17 protein-coding genes are annotated in these 17909 nt (G+C 65.0%); 10 read left to right on the top strand and 7 right to left on the bottom strand.

Going from position 1 to position 17909, the window contains the following annotated elements:
* Positions 1 to 52: 52 nt before the first annotated feature.
* From EN857_RS21390 to EN857_RS21380, 3 genes are read left to right on the top strand one after another with little or no spacing between them, the layout of a single operon-like run.
* Entirely contained in the window at positions 53 to 1000 is a 948-nt protein-coding gene (locus tag EN857_RS21390) for an ABC transporter permease (protein WP_127391680.1), read from the top strand.
* Positions 997 to 1866: an ABC transporter permease gene (locus EN857_RS21385; RefSeq protein WP_127391679.1), complete on the top strand. Its 870-nt coding sequence runs from the start codon at positions 997 to 999 to the stop codon at positions 1864 to 1866. Before EN857_RS21390 ends, EN857_RS21385 begins: the two co-directional genes overlap by 4 nt.
* Positions 1863 to 3485 (top strand): dipeptide ABC transporter ATP-binding protein, encoded by a 1623-nt coding sequence (locus EN857_RS21380; RefSeq protein ID WP_127391678.1) that lies wholly within the window; start codon positions 1863 to 1865, stop codon positions 3483 to 3485. The genes EN857_RS21385 and EN857_RS21380 overlap by 4 nt, the downstream gene beginning before the upstream one ends.
* Positions 3486 to 3517: 32 nt before the next feature.
* On the opposite strand, the gene EN857_RS21375 is transcribed toward EN857_RS21380, so the two are convergent.
* A complete protein-coding gene (locus EN857_RS21375) occupies positions 3518 to 3949 on the bottom strand; it encodes a TerB family tellurite resistance protein (RefSeq protein ID WP_127287368.1) in 432 nt (143 codons plus the stop codon).
* Between the two features lie 114 nt (positions 3950 to 4063).
* On the opposite strand from EN857_RS21375, the gene EN857_RS21370 reads away from it, so the two are divergent.
* From EN857_RS21370 to EN857_RS21355, 4 genes are all read left to right on the top strand, one after another.
* Positions 4064 to 4849 carry a TSUP family transporter gene (locus tag EN857_RS21370; protein ID WP_127391677.1) on the top strand — a complete coding sequence of 262 codons (786 nt, stop codon included), beginning with the start codon at positions 4064 to 4066 and terminating at the stop codon, positions 4847 to 4849.
* 51 nt (positions 4850 to 4900) lie between these two features.
* The gene (locus tag EN857_RS21365; protein ID WP_126054125.1) at positions 4901 to 5071 is read left to right on the top strand and encodes a hypothetical protein; all 171 of its coding nucleotides are present in this window, start codon (positions 4901 to 4903) and stop codon (positions 5069 to 5071) included.
* A gap of 103 nt (positions 5072 to 5174) precedes the next feature.
* The gene (locus tag EN857_RS21360) at positions 5175 to 5999 is read left to right on the top strand and encodes an AraC family transcriptional regulator (RefSeq protein ID WP_127391676.1); all 825 of its coding nucleotides are present in this window, start codon (positions 5175 to 5177) and stop codon (positions 5997 to 5999) included.
* 91 nt (positions 6000 to 6090) lie between these two features.
* Positions 6091 to 6513, top strand: a complete 423-nt coding sequence (locus EN857_RS21355) for a VOC family protein (RefSeq protein ID WP_127391675.1) — start codon at positions 6091 to 6093, stop codon at positions 6511 to 6513.
* Here EN857_RS21355 and EN857_RS21350 read toward each other — a convergent pair.
* Entirely contained in the window at positions 6510 to 8003 is a 1494-nt protein-coding gene (locus tag EN857_RS21350) for a cobyric acid synthase (RefSeq protein ID WP_128346158.1), read from the bottom strand. The genes EN857_RS21355 and EN857_RS21350 overlap by 4 nt on opposite strands.
* Positions 8003 to 8617 (bottom strand): dimethylsulfonioproprionate lyase family protein, encoded by a 615-nt coding sequence (locus tag EN857_RS21345; RefSeq protein WP_127391673.1) that lies wholly within the window; start codon positions 8615 to 8617, stop codon positions 8003 to 8005. Before EN857_RS21345 ends, EN857_RS21350 begins: the two co-directional genes overlap by 1 nt.
* A 138-nt stretch (positions 8618 to 8755) precedes the next feature.
* Between EN857_RS21345 and EN857_RS21340 the strand changes: the two genes are divergently transcribed.
* From EN857_RS21340 to mmsB, 3 genes are read left to right on the top strand one after another with little or no spacing between them, the layout of a single operon-like run.
* A complete protein-coding gene (locus EN857_RS21340) occupies positions 8756 to 9922 on the top strand; it encodes an isobutyryl-CoA dehydrogenase (protein ID WP_127310007.1) in 1167 nt (388 codons plus the stop codon).
* A gap of 42 nt (positions 9923 to 9964) precedes the next feature.
* Positions 9965 to 10333, top strand: coding sequence for a four helix bundle protein (locus EN857_RS21335; protein WP_128346159.1), 369 nt, complete (start codon positions 9965 to 9967; stop codon positions 10331 to 10333).
* Between the two features lie 60 nt (positions 10334 to 10393).
* Entirely contained in the window at positions 10394 to 11278 is an 885-nt protein-coding gene (mmsB, locus tag EN857_RS21330; protein ID WP_127391671.1) for a 3-hydroxyisobutyrate dehydrogenase, read from the top strand.
* A gap of 333 nt (positions 11279 to 11611) precedes the next feature.
* On the opposite strand, the gene EN857_RS21325 is transcribed toward mmsB, so the two are convergent.
* From EN857_RS21325 to EN857_RS21310, 4 genes are all read right to left on the bottom strand, one after another.
* Positions 11612 to 14050: an FAD-dependent oxidoreductase gene (locus EN857_RS21325; protein ID WP_127391670.1), complete on the bottom strand. Its 2439-nt coding sequence runs from the start codon at positions 14048 to 14050 to the stop codon at positions 11612 to 11614.
* Positions 14051 to 14241: 191 nt separating this feature from the next.
* Positions 14242 to 15621, bottom strand: a complete 1380-nt coding sequence (locus EN857_RS21320; protein WP_127391669.1) for an aspartate aminotransferase family protein — start codon at positions 15619 to 15621, stop codon at positions 14242 to 14244.
* A 51-nt stretch (positions 15622 to 15672) separates the two neighbouring features.
* Positions 15673 to 15795, bottom strand: a complete 123-nt coding sequence (locus tag EN857_RS21315; protein WP_127391668.1) for a capsid protein — start codon at positions 15793 to 15795, stop codon at positions 15673 to 15675.
* A gap of 32 nt (positions 15796 to 15827) precedes the next feature.
* Positions 15828 to 17897, bottom strand: coding sequence for a prolyl oligopeptidase family serine peptidase (locus tag EN857_RS21310; RefSeq protein WP_128346160.1), 2070 nt, complete (start codon positions 17895 to 17897; stop codon positions 15828 to 15830).
* Positions 17898 to 17909: the final 12 nt, after the last annotated feature.

Raw genomic sequence — 17909 nt, 5'->3', positions numbered from 1 at the left:
CCGGTGGCGAAAGCCGCTTCCGGGGCCTTTGCTTTTCCGGCAGGTTGTGCCGATGAGTGCCTACCTCCTGAAGCGTCTGATCATCGCCGCCGCCACGCTTGTGCTGGCCTCCATGGTGGTGTTCGCGGTGCTCGAGATCATCCCGGGCGACCCCGCGCGCCTAATGCTGGGCATGAACGCGAGCGCCGAGCAGGTCGAGGTGCTGCGCAATCAGATGGGGCTCAACGCGCCGCTGGCCTTGCGTTACCTGCATTGGGCGGGCGGGCTGCTGAGCCTCGATTTCGGCCGCTCCTACACCTATTCGGTGCCGGTCATCGATCTCGTGCGCGAACGCGTCGTCGTCTCGCTGCCGCTGGCGCTGATCGCCCTGGCGCTGTCCACGGCCATCGCCATTCCGGTTGGCCTGTTTTCCGCCAGCCGGCGCGGTCGCGCCGGCGACGCGATCGCCATGGGCGTCGCCCAGTTCGGCGTCGCCGTGCCGAACTTCTGGTTCGCGCTGATGCTGATCTATCTTTTTGCCGTCTGGCTCAGGCTGGTACCGGCCGGCGGCTTCCCCGGCTGGGGCGCCGGCGCCTGGCCGGCGCTGAAATCGCTGCTTTTGCCGGCGGTCGCCCTTGCCTTGCCGCAAGCCGCGATCCTGGCACGCGTCGCCCGCTCGGCGCTGATCGAGGTTCTGAACGAGGACTATATCCGCACCGCCCGCGCCAAGGGCATGCCCTACCGCGCCGTGCTTTGGCGGCACGCGCTGCGCAACGCCATGATCCCGGTGCTCACCATCCTCGGGCTGCAGTTCGCTTTCCTGCTCGCCGGCACCATCATCATCGAGAACGTCTTCTACCTGCCCGGCCTCGGAAGGCTGCTGTTCCAGGCGATCACCCAACGCGACCTCATCGTCGTCGAAAGCGTCGTCATGCTGCTGGTCGCCGCCGTCATCGCCGTCAACCTCCTCGTCGACCTCTCCTACGCGGTCGTCGATCCGCGCCTGAGAAGCCGGCAATGACACTGCATGTCGACATCCCCGAGGAGACCCTGGCCGGCATTCTGGCCAAGGCGTTCCGCAACCGATCCTTCCTTGTCGGTTTCGTCATCACCGCGCTGGTGGGGGCGGTGGCGGTCCTCTCCTACGCCTGGACGCCATACGACGTCACCAGGCTGGTGATCTCGGACAAGACCCTGGCGCCCTCATGGGCGCACTGGTTCGGCACCGACCATTTCGGTCGCGACATCCTGTCGATGATCATGGTCGGCGCCCGCAACTCGATCGCCGTGGCGCTGGTCGCGGTCGGCATCGGCATGGGCGTCGGCGTTCCGCTCGGCGCCTTCGCGGCAGCGCGCGGCGGCCTCGCCGACGAAGCGCTGATGCGACTGAACGACCTCGTCTTCGCCTTCCCCGCCCTGCTTTCGGCGATCATGATCACCGCCATCTTCGGGCCGGGCGCCATCAACGCCATCATCGCCATCGGCATCTTCAACATTCCGGTGTTCGCGCGCGTCGCCCGTGCCGGCGCGCTGGCCATCTGGCCGCGTGAGTTCATTCTCGCCGCCCGCGCCGCCGGCAAGGGCCCGACGCTGATCACCATCGAGCACATCCTGCCCAACATCGCGACGCTGCTTCTGGTGCAAGGCACCATCCAGTTCGCGCTGGGCATCCTTGCCGAAGCAGGCCTCTCCTATGTCGGCCTCGGCGCGCAGCCGCCGATGCCGAGCTGGGGCCGCATGCTGTTCGACGCGCAGACGCGCATGGTGGTGGCGCCGTGGATGGCGATCTTCCCGGGCATGGCGATCGCCGTCACCGTGCTCGGCCTCAACCTGCTCGGCGACGGCATCGCCGACATCCTCGACCCGAAATCGCGGCGGCAGCGATGAGCCTGCTCGAGATCGAGAACCTGTCGCTCTCGATCGGCGACACGCCGATCCTGAAAGGCGTCGAGCTTGCGGTGGCGCCCGGAGAGGTGATGGGGCTGGTCGGCGAATCCGGCTCCGGCAAGTCGATGACGGCACTCGCCGTGATGCGGCTCATGCCCTTCGCGGCACGCGCCAGCGGACGCGTCGCTTTCGACGGCATCGACATCCTCGCGGCGAGCGAGGACCAGATGTGTGCGTTGCGCGGCGACGACATCGGCATGGTGTTCCAGGAGCCGATGACGGCGCTGAACCCGGTCAAGACCATCGGCGAGCAGGTGGCGGAGGGCATTCGCTGGCACACCAAGGCGAGCCGCGCCGAGGCCGAGGAGCAGGCGCGCAAAATACTCGACCGCGTCGGCCTGCCCTCGGCGAAATTCCCGCTGTCGCGCTATCCGCACGAACTGTCGGGCGGCCAACGCCAGCGCGTCGTCATTGCGATCGCCTGCGCGCTGAAACCCAAGCTCCTGATCGCCGACGAGCCGACCACGGCGCTCGACGTGGTGCTGCAGGCGCAGATCCTCGATTTGCTGCGCGATCTCGTGGCGGAAAACCGCATGGGTTTGCTTCTGATCTCGCACGACCTCGCGGTGGTGACCGCGATGGCCGACAAGATCACCATCATGCGCCATGGCGAGGTGATGGAAGCCGGCGACACCGCACGCACGCTGTCTGGGCAGCTCCATCCCTATACGCGTCAGTTGGCGCAGGCCTCCATGCATGTGCCGGCCCGCCCTCGCCCCCACACCGCCGGCTCGGCCAGGCCCTTGCTGCAGGTCGATGGCGTGACGCGCGACTATCCGGGACGACGCAGCTCGCTGTTCCGGCGTGCCGCTCCCATCCGCGCCGTCGACGACGTCTCGCTGTCGATAGAGCCCGGCCAGTCGGTGGCGCTGGTCGGTCGCTCCGGCTGCGGCAAGTCCACGCTTGCCCGCATGATCCTGGCGCTGGACAAATCGACCTCGGGGACGATCCGCTTCAGCGGAGAGACCATCACCGGCAGGAGCGAGGCGGAGCTGAAGCCGGCGCGGCGCGACATGCAGGTCGTGTTCCAGGACCCCTACGGTTCCTTCGATCCGCGCCAGAAGGTCGAGAAGCTGGTCGCCGAGCCGTTGCACGTGCTGGACAAGAAGCCGGCCAATGCCGAGCGGCGCGAGCTGGTGGCGCATGCGCTGCACGAGGTGGGCCTCGGGCCGCGCGACATGGACAAATATCCGCATGAATTCTCGGGCGGCCAGCGCCAGCGCCTGTCGATCGCGCGCGCCATCATCACCCGTCCCAAGCTGGTCGTCGCCGACGAGCCGGTCTCGGCGCTCGACGTCTCGATCCGCGCCCAGATCCTCGACCTGTTCGCCGAGCTCAACCAGAAGCTCGGCATCGCCTACCTGTTCATCACCCACGACCTGACCGTCGCCCGCGCCATCACGGACGAGGTGCTGGTCATGCATGAGGGCAGGATCGTCGAGCGCGGCAAGACCGGCGCGGTACTCGATCATCCGCAATCCGAGGCGGCCAGGGCGCTGGTGAGAGCCGCGCCCGATTTGCACCGGGCGATCGCACGGAGACTACAGGAACAAGGGTAAACAGCGAGCCTGCCGGCCGCTATCGAAACCGGCTATTCCTGCGGCTTCACAACATCGACCGGGCTGATGTCGAGCAGGTCGAGCGTGCGGCGCAGCAGCCTGACCTCGTTTTCGGCCAGCTTCGAATCGGCCTTGGCGATCTCGGCCATGTGCTGGGCGAGCAGCTTGCGCCGCTCGACGTCGAGGTCGCGGAACAGCGCTATCGCCTGCGAGCCGTTGGTCTCGTAGCCGAAGTCGTTGAGATATTCGATGACGCTGTCGATGCTCGTCTCGGGAATGCCGAACGCCTCCTTGCAGATGCGCCGGAAGGCGACCATCTCGCTCTCCGAGACGGACCCGTCGGCCAGGATCATGCGGAACAGCATCAACAGTTCCGCCGACAGGACCGGATCGTCCGCGACCTTGCGCACGCCGGGATCGCCGTCGAAGATCGAGCGTATCTGATCGAGCAGTGCCATCGCCATCGGCCTCCCCTTTGCGATTCCGTCGCAGATAGTTAGCGCGGAATCGGCCTTGCGCAAACGGGGTTGGCATGGTCGAAGCGCGCATATCGTCCCGCCGCAAGACCCATAGCCCCGATGATCGATCTTAGCATACAGACTGTTGCCGTGTTGGCCTTCGCCGCGTTTGCCGCCGGCTTCGTTGATTCCATCGCCGGCGGCGGCGGCCTGATCACCATTCCGGCGCTGCTGCTGGCGGGCTTCTCGCCGACTGCCGCGCTCGGCACCAACAAGCTGCAAGGCATGTTCGGCTCCGGGTCGGCCACCATCCACTATGCGGCGAACGGCCATGTCGAGCTGCGCCGGCAGTTGCCGTCCGCCTTGCTGGCGTTAATCGGCAGCGCCGTCGGCGCCTTGCTGGCTACAATCGTGCCTGGTGATTTCCTGCGCGCCTTGCTGCCACTGCTTTTGATCGCCATCGCGCTCTATTTCGCGCTCAAGCCCAACATGAACGATGTCGACCGCGCCGAGCGCCTGTCGCCCTTCCTGTTCGGACTGATCGTTCCACCTCTTGTCGGCTTCTATGACGGCCTTTTCGGACCCGGTGCAGGCTCCTTCTACATGTTGGCCTTCGTCAGCCTTGCCGGCTACGGCGTACTCAAGGCGACCGCGCACACCAAGATGCTCAACTTCGCTTCCAACATTGGCGGTTTCGCCATCTTCGCCGCCGTCGGCGTCGTTTACTGGAAGATCGGCCTGATGATGGGCGTCGCCCAGTTCCTCGGCGCGCGCCTCGGCGCCAGCCTCGCCATCCGCATCGGCGCCCGGCTGATCAAGCCGCTGCTGGTTGTCGTCTGCGTGGCGCTGGCGGTGAAGCTTCTCGCCGACCCGGCGAACCCGCTGCGCCAGCTGATTGGTGTGTGACGGCCCCGCTGATACAATGCCGGCGTACGAATCATGTTGGAGGAGCCACACATGAATCTCAGTGCACCTACTCAGCTTATTTTCATTATCTCCCTTGTCATCGCCATCATCGGCGTTCTCGCCGCTCTTGGCGTTCTTGCGTTCATTCCTCTTGCCGCAGTGTGGATTGTTCTCATCGGCTACATCGTGCTTGCCGCCGGCTGCATGATGCGCGGCGCTTAAGTCAGGCACATTCAGATCTCAGGTAACCGGAGCGCCCGGCCACAAGCCGGGCGCTTTTGATTTCGGAATGTGGTCTGCTAGATTTGGCGGGCGAGGATTGCCGATGTCGATCGAGACAGAGCGCCGTCATGAACAGGACCATTCTTTAGCCGCAAGGTTCGAGATGGTGCGGCGAGCGGCTGACGCTTCGCTTGCCGGCTCAGTCACCGACCTTTGCGGCTATCGCGAGATGCTGCCCGTCTGCTCCCGCAATGTCGAATATGCTTCGCTGACCGTGCCGCTGGTGATCAGCTTCGCCGAGCCCTTCGCCATCGGGCTTGGGCGCGATCCCGGCGACAACGATCGCTTCGCCAGCTTTGCCGCCGGCCTCTTTGCCGGGCCGGTGGTGATCCAATCCTTCGGCGGCGCCTGCTGCGTCCAGATCAACTTCACCCCGCTCGGCGCCCGCCGCTTCTTCGGCCTGCCGATGAGCGAGCTGACCGACCGCATGGTCGGGCTCGACGATGTGCTTGGCCTCGAAGGCATCGCGCTGCGCGAAAGGCTCGGCGAGGCACGGGATTGGAGCTCGCGTTTCGCGATTGCCGAGAGCTTCGTCGCAGCAAGGCTGGCGGAGGCGAAGCGGATGTCAGCCGAGATCGCCTGGGCCTACCGGCAAGTCATTGGCTCTGGCGGACGCACGCGGGTCTCCGTGCTTGCCGATGAGCTCGGCTGGAGCCGCAAGCATCTCGCGGCGAAATTTTCCGACGCGATCGGCATCGGGCCGAAAACGCTGTCGCGCATCGTGCGCTTCAACCGGGCGCTCTCGCTGTCCAAGCATCAGCTCGACGACTGGGCGGGGATCGCCGCCGATTGCGGCTATGCTGACCAGGCGCATCTGGTGCGCGAATTCCGCGATCTCGCCGGCGAGACGCCAACCGCGCTCGCATAGTATCTTTCTCCACCGAGGTAACATTTCTTCAAGACGCCGCGGCGGCCTTCGCCGAGACTGGATACCATCAACCGACACCAGGGAGATTGCCATGTCGACCGCGAACGAAGCACCTCGTCTCTACCCCGCTCTGCGCTACAGGAATGCCGCCGGAATGATCGACTGGCTGTGCGACGCCTTCGGCTTCACCGTGCGCGCCCGCTATGGCGAGGGCGACGTCGTGCATCACGCCGAGCTCGTCTTCGGCGCCTCGATGATCATGCTCGGCACCGCGCGTGACGACGACTACGGCAAGATGGTCGGCGAGCCGGGCGCCGGCGGCGGCAAGTCGATCTATGTCGCGGTGGAAGACGCCGATGCCGCCTACGCCAGGGCAAGAAAGGCCGGCGCCACGATCCTGCAGGAACTGACCGATCGCGACTATGGCAGCCGCGAGTTCATCTGCCGCGACCCCGAAGGCAATGTCTGGTCGTTTGGCACCTATTGGCCGAAGGCAGGAGACGCCGCCAGCTAACGGGCCAGGCCAAAAATCGCGTCGCAGTCGAGGTGGGTTTCCAGTTCGGCCGCGACCTCGTCCAGCGCCCGCTCGACATCGGCGCGATAGTCGATGCCGCCGCCTTTGACGCCGAGGCTTTCCAGGAATCTTGCCCGGAAGGCGTCTGCGGAAAACAGCCCGTGCAGATAGGTGCCGACCACCTTGCCGTCGGCGGAGATCGCGCCGTCATCGATGCCGTTGATGATGGCGGACGGCCGCGCCAAATCCGGACCAACGGTGCGGCCGAGATGGATCTCGTAGCCTTCGAGCGGCAGATCGAACTGCACCGAGCGGGCGCTGACATTGCGGACCGTCTTCTCCGGCTCCATCAGCGTTTCGATGTCGAGCAGGCCGAGCCCCTCCGCCTCGGTCACGCTGCCCTCGATGCCGGCGGGATCGCTGACCTTGCGGCCGAGCATCTGGAAGCCGCCGCAGATGCCGACGACATGGCCGCCCCGCTTGCGATGGGCGAGGAGGTCGCGGTCCCAGCCATTCTCCCGGAACTTCAAGAGATCGCCGATCGTCGACTTCGAGCCGGGAATGACCACCAATCCCGCATCCGCGGGCAGCGGCTTTCCGGGCGGCACGAACACCACCTCGACCTGCGGTTCGGCCTTCAATGGATCGAGATCGTCGAAATTGGCGATGCGCGAAAGCATCGGCACCGCGACCTTCAGCGCCCGCTTCTCGCCGGATGCCAGCCGTTCCAGCACCACCGAATCCTCAGAAGGAAGCCTCGCCGCCGCCTTCAGCCACGGCACCACGCCGAAGCAAGGCCAGCCGGTGAACTTTCCGATCGCCTTGATGCCGTCGTCGAACAGCGAGACGTCGCCGCGGAACTTGTTGATGAGGTAGCCGACGATCATGCGCCGGTCCTCCTCCGGCAGGATGAGATGAGTGCCGGCGACGGAAGCGATGACGCCGCCGCGATCGATGTCGCCGACCAGCACCACCGGCACATTGGCCCGCGTCGCAAAGCCCATATTGGCGATGTCGCGGCTCCTGAGATTGGTCTCGGCCGGCGAGCCAGCGCCTTCGACGATGACGAGATCGGCGCCCTCGCCGACCTTCGCCCAGGACTCCAGCACGGCATCCATCAGCCGGCCTTTCATCGCCTGGTAGTCGCGCGCCCTGGCCTCGCCGAACACCTTGCCCTGCACCACCACCTGCGAGCCGACATCGCTTTGCGGCTTGAGCAGCACCGGGTTCATGTGAACGGTCGGCGCCACGCCGCAGGCGATCGCCTGCAGCCATTGCGCGCGGCCGATCTCGCCGCCGCCGGCCTTGTCGTCGCCGGGAATGTCGTCGCCGGGAATGTCGGCGACGGCGGCATTGTTCGACATGTTCTGCGGCTTGAACGGCCGCACCTTCAGCCCGCGCATCTTCGCCGCGCGGCAGAGCCCCGCCACCAGCACGCTCTTGCCGACATCGGAGCCGGTGCCTTGCAGCATGATCGCTTTTGCAGCCATCAGCCCCTGCCCTGCGCCACGGTGCCCGGGATTGTCGACTTCTGCGCCAGCGGCCCGCCACGCCAGATGTAGAGCGCCAGCAGCGGCTCCTTGCCCGTGTGCATGGCATGGCTGACATTCGAAGGGTGATGGATCACCTCGCCCGCCTCGCGAACATGGAAACCACTTTCGCTCTTGTGCCACTCCGTACCGCCGGTCAGCGGAATGTAGATCTCTTCGGCAATGTGATGGTGGTCGGGATAGACGATCCCGGGCCCGAGGATCAGCAGGCCGGCCGCGACCTCGTCATTGACGAAATGGCCGCGCGTGCCGAAAACCTCCAGCCAGCCGTAATTGTCCAGGAACGCCTGGCCGAAATCCGAGACGCTGTAGGTCTGGCCCCAGCGCAGATCGCCGCGATGTTCCGCCACGAATCGCGTGAGGGGCCGGATGTCCGATGGCGAAAGTTCGGCGATGCGGTCGAGATGGCGCAGGCAGGCGAGCGGATGCGGCTCCAGCGGTCGCACCGGCATGTCCCAATCGATGCGGGCGACGGCGTCGCTGACCAGAGCGCTGTCCAAGGTCCTGAGGTAGGCGTGGAACCGGTCGAGCAGTTCATAGAAGACTGTCGTCACGCCATGCTCCGTTGGTCGATCTATGCACAGCCGCTCCGCGGCCGGGCGGGTTGCGCGGCGGCATCATTGGTCTAGATTGAATGGCGCGCAAAGCCAAAAACGACAGGCCAGAAGGCCTAAAACGACAGGGAGCACGCCATGGACGCCGCGGTCGATGCGAGCACCAGCCAATTCGAACTCACCGAGGAGCAGCGCGCCATCCAGGAGATGGCCGAGGCCTTCGCCGCCGACCGCGTCGCGCCGAACGCGCTCGACTGGGACCGTGCGAAACATTTCCCGGCCGATGTGATTCGCGAAACCGGGCCGCTCGGCCTCGGCGGCATCTATGTCCGCGACGACGTCGGCGGCTCGGCGCTGGGCCGGCTCGATGCCGTGCTGATCTTCGAGGCGCTTGCCCGCGCCGATCCGGCATTTTCCTCCTTCATCTCGATCCACAACATGGCGGCGTCGATGATCGACCGCTTCGGCAGCGAGGAGCAGCGCCAGCGCTTCCTGCCCAGGCTGACCTCGATGGAATGGCTGGCGAGCTACTGCCTGACCGAGCCCGGTTCCGGCTCCGACGCCGCCGCGCTGAAGACGCGCGCGGTGAAAGACGGCGGCGACTATGTGCTCAACGGCGCCAAGCAGTTCATCTCCGGCGCCGGCGACAGCGACCTCTATGTCGTCATGGCGCGCACCGGTGCCGACGGGCCGAAAGGCATCTCGACCTTCGTCGTGCCCAGGGATGCGCCCGGCCTCTCCTTCGGCGCCAACGAGCACAAGATGGGCTGGCACATGCAGTCCACCCGCCAGGTCATCTTCGAGGATTGCAAGGTGCCAGCCGAGAACCTGCTGGCCACGGAAGGCGCCGGCTTCGGTATCGCCATGGCCGGCCTCGACGGCGGCCGGCTGAACATCGCCGCCTGCTCGCTCGGCGGCGCGCAATCGGCCCTCGACAAGGCTTTGTCCTATACAGGCGAGCGCAAGGCCTTCGGCTCGAAGATCAACCAGTTCCAGGCGCTGCAGTTCAGGCTGGCAGACATGGAGACCGAGCTGCAGGCGGCGCGAATCTTCCTCTACGCCGCCGCTTCGAAGCTCGATCGCAAGGCGCCGGACGCCGGCAAATGGTCGGCGATGGCCAAGCGCTTCGTCACCGATGTCGGCTTCGATGTCGCCAACGAGGCGCTGCAGCTGCATGGCGGCTATGGCTATCTGCACGATTACGGTGTCGAGAAACTGGTGCGCGACCTGCGCGTCCACCAGATCCTCGAAGGCACCAACGAGATCATGCGCGTCATCATCGCACGCGCGCTGATCGGCCGGTAGGCAGTAGGCAGTAGGCAGTAGGCAGTAGGCAGTAGGCGAAGGATGACCGGCAAGATCAATTCGTACAAGGATCTTATCGTGTGGCAGCAGGCCATGGGTCTGGCCGTCGCTACCTACTCCTTGACCAAGGCATGGCCAAAGGAGGAATTGTACGGGCTGACCAGCCAAATCCGCCGCTCAGCCACATCTATCCCTTCAAACATCGCGGAAGGTTACGGCCGCGATAACACGGGTTCCTATCAGCAGTTTCTCAGGATAGCCCAAGGCTCTCTAAAGGAGCTCGAGACACACCTCCAGATCGCTGAACGCATCGGCTTGGCCACTCGTGATGAGGTTCGTCATATGCTCTCAGCCACAGAAGCCATCGGAAAGATGCTTCGCCAGCTTATTATCAAGCTGGCACCTGAATAGATCCCCTACTGCCTACTGCCTACTGCCTACTGCCTACTGCCTAACCCTGGGAGCACCGCTATGACAACCATCGCCTTCATCGGATTGGGCAATATGGGCAATCCGATGGCCGCCAACCTGGTCAAGGCCGGGCATTCTGTGCACGGCTTCGACCTGGTGCCGGAGAACCTCACAGTCGCCAAGGAGCATGGCGTGGTCGTCATGGCCAACGCCGTCGCGGCGGTGAAGGACGCCGATGTCGTCATAACCATGCTGCCGGCCGGCAAGCATGTGCTGTCGGTCTATGAGGACATCGCGCCCAAGGCCAAGAAAGGCGCGCTGTTCATCGATTCCTCCACCATCGACGTCGAATCGGCCCGCAAGGCCCATGCCGTCGCCAGCAAACACGGCCTGCTGTCGATCGACGCTCCGGTCTCGGGCGGCACCGGCGGCGCCACCGCCGGCACGTTGACATTCATGGCCGGCGGCTCGAAGGACGCCTTCGCCAAGGCCGAGCCGGTCCTGAAGCCGATGGCTGGCCGCATCGTCCATTGCGGCGACGACGGCGCCGGGCAGGCGGCCAAGATCTGCAACAACATGATTCTCGGCATCTCGATGATCGGGGTCGCCGAAGCCTTCGTGCTGGCGGAAAAGCTAGGCCTGTCGCATCAGGCGCTGTTCGACGTCGCCTCGACCTCGTCGGGCCAGTGCTGGTCGCTGACCACCTACTGTCCGGTGCCCGGTCCGGTGCCGGCTTCGCCGGCCAACCGCGACTACAAGCCCGGCTTTGCCGCCGCCCTCATGCTGAAGGACCTGAAGTTGTCGCAGGAGGCGGCGCAAAGTGCTGGCGCGGTGACGCCGCTCGGCGCCGAGGCGACGCAGCTCTACGCGCTGTTCAACACGCAGGGCAATGCCGGGGTCGATTTCTCCGGCATTATTAATTTCCTCCGCGGCCAACTCGCATAAACCGCTGCTTTCAAAGGCTTATTAGAAGATTATTTGGCCGAAAACCGGCAAATTTAGATTTGCTTAAGGTCTCGATAACCGGCCGGTAACGATGTGCCTATAAAACGGACTGCGAGGCGGACATATCGCATCCGCCCGGCGCTCCGGATCAGGTCTCGCGTACCGGAGCCCGTAAGTTTCGCAAGTCGCTTGTAGCGAAACGCCATGCGTATCTGGCAAAGCCGCGTTCCCGGTGGGACGCGGTTTTTGCGTTTTGCTGCACTATATTTCGTTGCCGCATTCGGCGAGGTATGCGGTCTTCGCAGCTTGTTCCGAGAATTGTGCCCGGGCGTTTCACATGCGCCCACGCGTGCCTTCCGGATCGTAGGGCGAGTCGGCGGTCACCTTTGCCCGACGCCGCTCGCCGAGGACTGAAACTTCCAGTTCGGTACCGGGCGACAGCAGTTCCAGGGGCAGCAGCGCGAGTGCGATGTCGTGACCAAAAGTATAGGAGTAGCCTGCCGACGTGACGTGGCCGACAAGCTCGCCGTCGCGGTAAACGCCCTCGAAGGCGAACGCGCTCGCGCCGTCCGTATCGATCGACAGCGTTGCGATCCGGCGCGCCGTCCCCTGCTCCTGTTTAGCGACCAGTGCGGCCCGGCCGACGAAGTCGCCCTTGTCGAGGCTGACGAAGCGGTCGAGGCCGCTTTCCCAGGCTGACAATTCGACATTCATGTCGCGATACATGGCCCGGTAGGACTTGTCGAAACGCAGGGACTCCAGTGCCTGAAGTCCAACCAATCTCATCCCCTGCGCCTCGCCCGACGCCAAAAGCGCGTCCAGCAAATGCCGCTGATAACAGAGCGGATGATAGAGCTCCCATCCCAGTTCGCCCGAGTAGTTGACGCGCAGCAGACGCACATCGCTGGCCAGGCCGACGGTTCCGGACCGCACGCTGAACCATGGGAAGGCCTCGTTTGAGAGATCCACTTCCGTCAGTGGCTGCAATACCTCCCGCGCCTTCGGTCCAACGATTGTGAAGCTGCCGCGATCATCGGTGACATTGCGAAGCTGAACGTTGCCGCCCTCTGGCAGCAGCCGGCTCAAGTCGTCAAAATTCCAGCGCTCGGCGCGCGGCGTCGATATGAGATTGAACAGATCGCTCTTTAGCCGCGCCACGACATACTCGGCCTGCACGCCACCGGCCGGCGTCAGGTGATGGGCAAGGGCGACACGACCGGGACGAGGCAGCTTGTTGGCAAGGATTCCGTCGAGCCAGTCCTCGGCGCCCGGCCCGCTGACCTCGAACTTGGTCATCGGCGTCATCTCGACCAGCCCCACGGCCTGGCGGACGGCCTGGACTTCCTCGGCGACGTGGTTGCCTTTGGAGGTCCAACGCCAGCTATAGATGTTGCGCGCTTCGACACCCGCGGGCGCAAACCAGCTCGGCATCTCCCAGCCGTTCAGCACGTCCCAAACCGCGCCGAGCTGGCTTAGGCGGTCGTAGGACGGCGCCGTTTTCTGCGGTCGCGCCGCCGGCATGTCCTGGCCTGGATAGTGCTGCACGGCGTGGGTGCCCCAGGCTTCCCTGACTTTTTCCCGGGTCCAGTTCTTGTTGGCATACTCGCCGAACCGGCGGGGATCGAGTTCGGCCGTGTCGATGCTGTTGCCGCCCTCCACGATCCGCTCGGAAAGATAATAGCCGATCGCTCCGCCCCAAAGGATGCCGCCCGGCACGCCCTCCGCGAGCCAGACGTTCTCAAGACCCCAGGCCTGCCCCATCAGCGGCAGTTCATCGGCGGTCATCTGGAAAGGCCCGCGCACATTGCGCTTTATGCCGGCGCGCCCGAGCGCCGGGACCAATTCGCTCGCGCGCTCCCAATTCCAGGAGACGGCATCGAAATCCTCGTCGAGCAGATCGGCGCCGAACCATTCCGGGACGCCGTTTTCGGCGAACAGCTTGAGCTGTTCGGTCCGCTCATAGGGACCGAACAGCAGCCCGTCCCCCTCTTCGCGCAGATAGCCCTCGTAACCCTCGTCCCTGAGGATCGGCATCTCCGGCAGGCCCAGCCGTTTGCGTTCGACAACTTCCGGAACCGCCTCGGTGATCCAGTACTGATGCACGATCGGGATCGCGGGAATGTCCAGCCCCAGCATGGCGCCGGTCTGGCGCGCATAGTTGCCGGTTGCGAGGATGACATGCTCGCAGAGGATGTCGCCGCGCGGGGTCTTGACCTTCCACTCGCCGCCCGGCATCCGCTCGAACCCGACAACTTCGGTGTCGAGATGGACCTTCGCGCCGAGGTCGCGTGCGCCCTTGGCCATCGCCTGGGTAACGTCCGCCGGTGCAATGTGACCATCGTCGGGATGGTAGAGGGCGCCCCGCATGTCCTTATTGTCGAGCAGCGGCCAGATCTCGCGCGCCTCCGCCGGCGACACGATCCGGGCCCGCACGCCCTGGACCTCCGCGACGTCCATATAGCTCTTGTACTCGTCGAGCCGGTCGCGCGTGTTGGCGATGCGCAGCTGGCCGCATTTGTGCCAGCCGACCTTCTGGCCCGTTTCGGCTTCCAGGCCCTCATAGATTTCAATCGACCTGGCGATCATGCGGCCGACGTTGCGGCTGCGCGCATAGGACGGAATGAGCCCTGCGGCATGCCATGTCGAGCCGGCGGTAAGCTGCGTCCTCTCCAGCAATGCCACATCGGTCCAGCCGCGCTTTGCCAGGCCATAGAGAATGCCGGCACCGACGCAGCCGCCACCGACCACGACCGCACGAAAGGAACTCACCATATGCGCCTGCCCCTGTATGAAACTGCCATTGGTTCACATGACCGCTGGCGCATACTGTCAGACGGCATCCGGCTTTTCAGCACATTTCCTGGTCTGGGACACGGCAGCAACCGCCCGGCCGTTGGTCCACGATCATGATTGACGCCAATGGAAACGGCCGGGCGCCGTCGCGGACGCCGCCCGGCCTTCGTTCAGCGCTTGCGCAAATCCGCTTCGGCGAGATCGAGCGCCCTGGCGATGCGATCGCAAGCCATGTCGACCGTCTCGCGCGTCCAGATCAGCGGCGGCGACAGGATCATCGTGTCGCCGGTGGCGCGCAGCATCATGCCTTGCGCGATCGCGTGGTCGCGCACGACGACGGCGGCACTTCCCGACGGCAGGTAGCGCTCCTTGGTCGCCTTGTCCTTGACGATCTCGATCGCCCCCATCAGCCCGATCGAGCGCACTTCGCCGACCAGATTGTGCCCGGCGATACGCTCCTGCAGCGCCTGGGCGAAGTATGGACCGGTGTCGTTCCTGACCCGCTCGACCAGGCCTTCGCGCTCGATGATCTCGAGGTTCTTCAGCGCCACGGCGCAGGCCACGGGGTGACCGGAATAGGTGTAGCCGTGGTAGAACTCGCCGCCCTTCTCGACCAGCGTCCTGCTGATGCGGTCGCCGACCAGCAGCGCCGACAGCGGCTGGTAGCCCGATGTCAGCGCCTTGGCCGTGGTGATGGTGTCGGGCTCGATGCCGAAGGTCTGCGCCGCGAACCATTCGCCGGTGCGGCCGTAGCCGGTGATCACCTCGTCCAGCATCAAGAGCACATCGTATTTGCGGCAGATGCGCTGCACTTCCGGCCAGTAGCTCAGCGGCGGGATCTTCACCCCGCCGGCGCCCATCACCGGCTCGCCGATGAAGGCGGCGACCTTGTCGGCGCCGGCCTCGAGGATGGCGTCCTCGACGGCCTTGGCCGCGCGCAGGCCGAAATCATGGTCGCTTTCGCCGGGCAGCGCGAGCTCATAGGCATAGGGCATCATCACATGGACGATGTTGGGCACGGCGCCGCCGAGCTGCTTGTGCATCGGCTCCATGCCGCCGAGCGAGGTGCCTGCAACGGTCGAGCCGTGATAGCCCATCTTGCGCGAGATGATGCGGTTCTTCTCCGGCTTACCCTCCAGCGCCCAGTAGTGGCGCACGAGCCTGAGCGCCGTGTCATTGGCCTCCGAGCCGGAAGAGCCGTAGAACACCTGGCCGACTTGCTTCGGCGCCAGTTCCGCCAGCTTCTTCGACAACAGCACCGGTGTCGGCGTCGAGCATTTGAAGAAGGAGTTGTAGTATGGCAGCTCCTTCATCTGCGCATAGGCGGCCTCGGCCAGCTCGTTGCGGCCGTAGCCGACATTGACGCACCAGAGGCCAGCCATGCCGTCGAGGATCTCGGTGCCGTCGGCATCGTAGATGAACGGTCCGTCGGCGCGGGTGATGATGCGCGAGCCCGCCTCGCGCAGCTCCTTGTGGTCGGTGAAGGGATGCAGGTGATGCGCGGCGTCGATCTGCTGAAGCTGCTTCAGCGAATAATTCTGATAGGTCATGGATTTGCTCTTTCCTCTTGAATCAATCCGGCAACGGCCGGGGCGGATTCCTCAGAGGCGGGCGGGCGGCGAATAGCCGATGCGGGCGCAAAGCCTGAGCAGCTCGGCACGAAGCGTGCGCGGTGACGGCGTCACCGCGACCCCGAAGGCGCCTGATGTCTTCGTGCAAGCCATGGCGGCACCTTAAGCCGCCTGATGCCCTGAATTCAAGCCGTACCCGCCAGCGCCCGCTGCAGGAATACATAGCGCATCGCCGTTTGCGCCGCTTGAGGACGACGATCGCCACGCCCGCCATGGCCACCTTCGGTTTCCTCGAAGAAGAGTGTCCGGCCGTGGCCAGCCTCCTGCAGGCGCGCCGCCATCTTGCGGGCATGGCCGGGATGGACGCGGTCGTCGGCCGTCGAGGTCATCAGCAGCACCGGCGGATAGGCGGCACCCGCTTTGACATGTTGATAGGGCGAGTAGGCGGCCAGCCACGCCGCCTCTTCCGGCTTCGCGGGATCGCCATACTCGGCGATCCACGAGGCCCCCGGCGGCAATTCGGTGTAGCGCAGCATGTCGAGCAGCGGCACGTCGATGATGACGGCGCCGAACAGTTCCGGATGCTGGATCAGCGACGTGCCGGTCAGCAGGCCGCCATTCGAGCCACCCTGGATGCCGAGCTGCGCCGCCGTGGTGATGCCGCGCCGGACAAGGTCCGCGGCAACGGCCGCGAAATCGTCAAAAGCCTTCTGGCGATTGCCCTTGAGCGCCGCCTGGTGCCAGGCCGGGCCGAATTCGCCACCGCCGCGGATGTTGGCCTGCACATAGACATTGCCCTTCTCCAGCCAAAGCCTGCCGCGCACGCCGGCATAGCCCGGCAGAAGCGGCACTTCGAAGCCGCCATAGCCGTAGAGCAGCGTCGGCACCGGTCCGCCCTGGTCGCGCCGCCTGACCACGAAATAGGGGATCATCGTGCCGTCGCTCGAGCGTGCCTCGAACTGTTCGGAGATGAAGGGCGAAGCGTCGAAGCGGGCCGGCTGCGCCTTCACCGACCGAAGCGTCTCGCCATCGTCGTCAGACCAGATGATCGAGCTCGGCGTCAGGAAATCGGTGAAGGAGAAGGAGACGCTGGCGCCGAAATGCTCGGCATGGCTGGTGCCGACATTGCCGTTTTCCGGCAGGCCGACCGGCTTCAGCGACCAACCCTCGCCTGTCCGATCGCAAGCGACGACCTTGCCGCGCACATTGTCCATCAGGTTGATGAACAGCCGCCGCTCGGTGCGGGCGAGCCCGGCGATCGAGACGCGATGCGCCGGCGCGAGCACGGTTTCGACCCGCCCCAGCGTGTTGGTGTCGATCCAGCGTTCGAAATCCACCGAATAAAGCCCGTCTGGCAGGCAGTGCGTGCCGTCGGGCGCCGTCCACGGGCTGCGCACGCCAAAGACGAGCTGTCCCTGGAAGATCGCCGTGTCGGTTACGTCGTCTGGAAGCGGAATGCGCCGGTTCTCGCCGGAAGCGAGCCGCAGGAAGCTGTGCGAGGAGAAGAAATCGATGGTTCGGGCCAGGAACAGGTGCCGCCTGTCGCCGTCGATCTCGACCCCGCCGCCGGCCGCGAGGTCCTGCTTTTCGGTCTCGAAGATAAGCGTGGCGTCTTCCAGCCTCGTTCCGCGCTTCCACAGCTTGACCACGCGCGGATAGCCGGACTGCGTTTTGTCGTCCTCCTCGAAGGCGGCCGAGACGATGACGGTGTCTTCGTCCAGCCAGGAAAAACCCGACTTCGAGGCGGCGGCGCGAAAGCCGCCTTCGACGAAGGACTTCGCCGCGATGTCGAACTCGCGCATCTCGCTGGCATCGCCGCCATCCGGCGACATGCTCACCAGGCAGCGGTTGAAATCCGGATAAAGGCGGCTCGCGCCGCTGAACACCCATTTGATGCCTTCTTTCGCGGAGAGCACGTCGAAATCGACGATCGTCTCCCATTCCGGCTTGTCGGTCTTGTAGGAAGCGACCGCCGTGCGGCGCCACAGGCCGAGCACGTTGTTCTTGTCCTGCCAGAAATTGTAGACGTGGCCGTTGATCGCGGTCCCGATCGGGATGTTGTCCTCGGCCGTCATCAGGTCGAGTGCGGTTTCGAACGAAGCCTGGTAGCCGGGATCGCCCTGCAGCTCGGCAACCGTCAGCTCGTTCTGGGCGTGCACCCAGTCGAGCGCCCCCTTGCCATTTCGATCTTCCAGCCAAAGGAAGGAATCTTCAGCGGCCGGTTCAGTCTGGCCTTTTGTGATGGTTTGGGTCACGCACGGTCTCCG

This window comes from Mesorhizobium sp. M4B.F.Ca.ET.214.01.1.1 (genome assembly GCF_004791545.1).
GTDB lineage: Bacteria > Pseudomonadota > Alphaproteobacteria > Rhizobiales > Rhizobiaceae > Mesorhizobium > Mesorhizobium abyssinicae.
This window is presented reverse-complemented; position numbering and strand designations above follow the sequence as displayed.